The organism is Bradyrhizobium sp. (genome assembly GCF_049581145.1).
Classification (GTDB): Bacteria; Pseudomonadota; Alphaproteobacteria; order Rhizobiales; family Xanthobacteraceae; genus Bradyrhizobium.
The window spans coordinates 1-3,526 of record NZ_JBAURI010001122.1 but is presented as its reverse complement, the minus strand read 5'-3'; the positions used below and the strand labels follow the sequence as shown (position 1 = coordinate 3,526).

Annotated in this window: 4 protein-coding genes and 1 pseudogene; 4 read left to right on the top strand and 1 reads right to left on the bottom strand. The window is 66.1% G+C overall.

Going from position 1 to position 3,526, the window contains the following annotated elements; translation table 11 throughout:
- A pseudogene (locus tag WCB02_RS36005) lies at positions 1-127 on the bottom strand (ribonuclease activity regulator RraA); the annotation flags it as partial.
- Positions 128-326: 199 nt separating this feature from the next.
- On the opposite strand from WCB02_RS36005, the gene pxpB reads away from it, so the two are divergent.
- The 4 genes from pxpB (at position 327) to WCB02_RS35985 (ending at position 3,197) form a co-directional block, all read left to right on the top strand.
- On the top strand, positions 327-1,058 hold the full coding sequence (gene pxpB / locus WCB02_RS36000; protein ID WP_423966314.1) for a 5-oxoprolinase subunit PxpB: 732 nt from the start codon (positions 327-329) through the stop codon (positions 1,056-1,058).
- Positions 1,055-2,101 (top strand): biotin-dependent carboxyltransferase family protein, encoded by a 1,047-nt coding sequence (locus tag WCB02_RS35995; RefSeq protein WP_423966312.1) that lies wholly within the window; start codon positions 1,055-1,057, stop codon positions 2,099-2,101. Before pxpB ends, WCB02_RS35995 begins: the two co-directional genes overlap by 4 nt.
- Before the next feature lie 37 nt (positions 2,102-2,138).
- Positions 2,139-2,909, top strand: coding sequence for a LamB/YcsF family protein (locus WCB02_RS35990; protein WP_423966310.1), 771 nt, complete (start codon positions 2,139-2,141; stop codon positions 2,907-2,909).
- Positions 2,910-2,984: 75 nt separating this feature from the next.
- Positions 2,985-3,197 carry a M24 family metallopeptidase gene (locus WCB02_RS35985; RefSeq protein WP_423966308.1) on the top strand — a complete coding sequence of 71 codons (213 nt, stop codon included), beginning with the start codon at positions 2,985-2,987 and terminating at the stop codon, positions 3,195-3,197.
- The last annotated feature ends 329 nt before the right edge of the window (positions 3,198-3,526 follow it).

Below are 3,526 nucleotides of genomic sequence, written 5' to 3'. Positions count from 1 at the left end.
GCCCCGGCTTGAGCGGCCGCGCCCCGCGCATCCAGACGTTGCGCAGTCCCTTTTTCAGCAGAACCGTGGTGATGGTCGCGGTGGAGACGCGCGACAGCGTGGCGATCGCTTCAGGGGTCAGGGACATCGACAATTGGGCTCCGATTGCGGACGAATTGAAATAGCGGGCGCATCTTGCGGGGCGCGTTCCTCGCGTCAAGGGCTGGATGGCCTCGACCGATCACAACATCTTATCGTTGGGATGCGGTTTAATTTATTGAAGTTACAGGGCATTTGCGCGCGTTCGAAAACAGGCTAGCGTGCCGCGCGTGACGAATGACGAGGCCATGGCAGCCAATCCAGCCCCACCCCGCCTGCTGCCGAGTGGCGATAGCGCCATCACGGTGGAATTTGCCCGCGAGATCGACGATGCCGCCAACCAGCGCGTGCTGGCGCTTGATCGCCTCCTGGCCGAAGCGCCTATCGAGGGCGTCACCGAGACCGTGCCGACCTATCGGTCGCTCCTGGTGCATTACGATCCCTGTCGGATCGATTTCGACAGACTCGGCGAGAAGCTGCTGACGCTGGCGCGACTGCCTGCTCCGCCCATGACCACGGCGCGGCGCTGGCGCATCCCGGTCGCCTATGGCGGCGAGAACGGCATCGATCTCGAGGACGTCGCAAAAACCCTCAATACCACGCCCGACGACGTGGTGGCGCGGCACGCCGCCGGTCACTACCGCGTCGCCATGATCGGCTTCACGCCGGGATGGTCCTATCTCAGCGGCCTGGAGAAATTCCTGCACATGCCGCGCCGGCAAAACCCGCGCCTGCTGACGCCAGCCGGCACGATCTCGATCGGCGGGGTGCAGACCGGCATCCAGTGCCTGGCCGCGCCGAGCGGTTGGCATCTGCTCGGCCGCACGCCGGTCCGGACCTACCAGCTGCATCGCGAGCCGATCTTCCTGCTCGAGCCCGGCGATCACGTCGGTTTTTTTCCGATCGATGCCAAATCCTTTGCCGAGCTGGATCGCGCCGCGGCGGCCGGCGAAATCGTCGCGGAACGCGTGGCCGCATGAGCAAGCTCGTCGTCGCAAGCATCGGCCCGGCAAGCTCCGTCCAGGATGGAGGCCGTCATGGCGCCCAGCGCTATGGCTTGACGCCGAGCGGCGCGATGGACCGGCTGTCGCTCGCGGCGGCCAATATCCTGGTCGGAAACAAGCCGTTGGCCGCCGCCATCGAAATCGGCCCGTTCGGCGCGGCGTTCACGGCCCGCGATGGCGCGGTGCGGGTAGCGCTGGCCGGAGCGCCCCGCAGCGCCGACCTCGGCGGACGTCCGGTCGCGTTCGACACGTCGATGACGATCGCCGACGGCGAAACCCTCAAGCTCGGCTTCGTCAAAGGCTCAACCTTCAGCTACCTCGCGATCGAAGGCGGCATCGCGGGCGAGCCGATGTTCGGCAGCCTCGCGGTCAATGCGCGCACCGGCCTCGGCAGCCCCTACCCGCGACCGCTGCAGGCCGGCGATGTGCTGCCGGCACAGCTGGCCAGTGGCGCGGCGGAACGGCGGATCGAGCTGCCGAAAGCTGTGACCGGGCCGATCCGCGTGGTGCTGGGTCCCCAGGACGATGAGTTTTCCGACGAGGCCAAGGCGCTGTTCCTCGACAGCGAATGGAAGATTTCGGCGACCAGCGATCGCATGGGCTACCGGCTGGAAGGACCGGTCATCAGACATCTGCATGGCCACAACATCGTCTCCGACGGCACCGTCGAGGGCAGCATCCAGATCCCCGGCAATGGCGCGCCGATCGTGCTGATGGCGGACCGCGGCACCAGCGGCGGCTATCCCAAGATCGCCACCGTCATCTCGGCCGATTTCGCCCGGATCGCCCAGATCCCGGCCGGAACCGGCTTCCGCTTCAAGGCGATCGGAATTGCCGAGGCGCAGCAGGAGTTGCGAAGGTTCGCTGAGCTGCTGCGCAGCCTGCCCGACCGGCTTAAGCCGATCGAAACCTTTGATCTCAATATCGAGGCGCTGCAGGATGCCAATGTCGCGGGCCACGCCGTCAACGCGGTCGATGCCGGGACGTGGCACGCGGCGTCGGCGCTGGCACGGGATTAGACGCATTCACGTTTCACAGCAAAGGGCGGACACGGCCATGACCACTATCGATCTCAATTGCGATCTCGGCGAAAGTTTTGGCCCCTGGGAAATGGGTAACGATTCCGCCATGATCGAGCTCGCCACCTCCGTCAACATTGCCTGCGGCTATCATGCCGGCGACGCCGACATCATGCGCAAGACCGTCGAGATGGCGAAGGCGCGTGGCGTGTCGATCGGCGCCCACCCCGGCTATCGCGATTTGCACGGCTTTGGCCGCCGGCCGTTCCCCGGCATGAAGGCGTCCGAAATCGAGAACCTGGTCGCCTACCAGATCGGCGCGCTGCAGGCGATCGCGACCGCGGCCGGCCACAAGGTGACCCACGTCAAGGCCCATGGCGCGCTCTCCAACGTCGCCTGCGAGGACGACATGACCGCGCGCGCCATTGCCAATGCCATCAAGGCGGTCGATCCCAATCTGGTGTTCGTGGTGCTGGCCAATTCGCGGCTGGTGCAGGCCGGCGAAGCCGCCAACCTGCCGATGGTGCACGAGGTCTTCGCCGATCGCGCCTATGAGGATGACGGCACGCTGGTGTCGCGCCGCAAGGAGGGCTCCGTGCTGCATGACGCCGGCAAGATCGCCGAGCGCGTGCTGCGGATGGTGCAGGACGGCGCGGTGGTCTCAGTGACCGGCAAGGTCATCAAGATGCGCACCGATACCGTCTGCATTCACGGCGACACGCCGGGCGCCGTCGATATCGCACGCGGCTTGCGCAAGGCGCTGAAGGAGGGCGGCATCGAGGTGGCGCCGTTCAGGCGCGCGGCATGACGATCGGGTCGCTTGCAGGATCCTGAAAGGCGATCGGGACCGGGTCATGGCCGTCTGCCATTCAAGAATTTCGAAATGCTCGATCCTGAGGCGGGCGAGGTTTTCGGCGGCCATGACCTGGTCGTCGAAGGCGGCACCATCAAGAAGATCTCGGACAGGCCGATCAGCCTGGCCGATGCCAGCGGCCCCGGCTACGCCACGCCCGGCCTGCCCCACCGCACCGGCCACGGCATCGGCCTCGACGTGCACGAATGGCCCTATCTCGTGAAGGTGACAAGACCGTGCTGAAACCCGGCATGACGTTTTCCAGCCGACCATCTGCATCTACGGCGAATTCGGCATCCGCCTGGAAGACCGTATCGTCATCACCGAAACCGGCGCCCGCTGGTTCACCCAGCCGGCAGACTCGGTCGACGATCCCTTCGGCCTGGAGGACGCATCGCGGGCGGTTGCAGCGGGCGCGACCCGTCAGGTCCGCTACGCCCCGCCGCCTGGCCGGGTCATGGCTGCTCGCAGCTATATTCCCGAGGGATCGCGCCCGGTTCGGGATAGGCGACGCAATCCGTATCAACCAGCGTCTCATGAGGCGGCTGAACCCTGCTTGGAGGTTGGTGCGG

Coding starts and splice junctions, on each gene's coding strand:
- pxpB (WP_423966314.1), top strand. CDS start 327: ATGGCAGCCAATCCAGCCCCACCCCGCCTGCTGCCGAGTGGCGATAGC.
- WCB02_RS35995 (WP_423966312.1), top strand. CDS start 1,055: ATGAGCAAGCTCGTCGTCGCAAGCATCGGCCCGGCAAGCTCCGTCCAG.
- WCB02_RS35990 (WP_423966310.1), top strand. CDS start 2,139: ATGACCACTATCGATCTCAATTGCGATCTCGGCGAAAGTTTTGGCCCC.
- WCB02_RS35985 (WP_423966308.1), top strand. CDS start 2,985: ATGCTCGATCCTGAGGCGGGCGAGGTTTTCGGCGGCCATGACCTGGTC.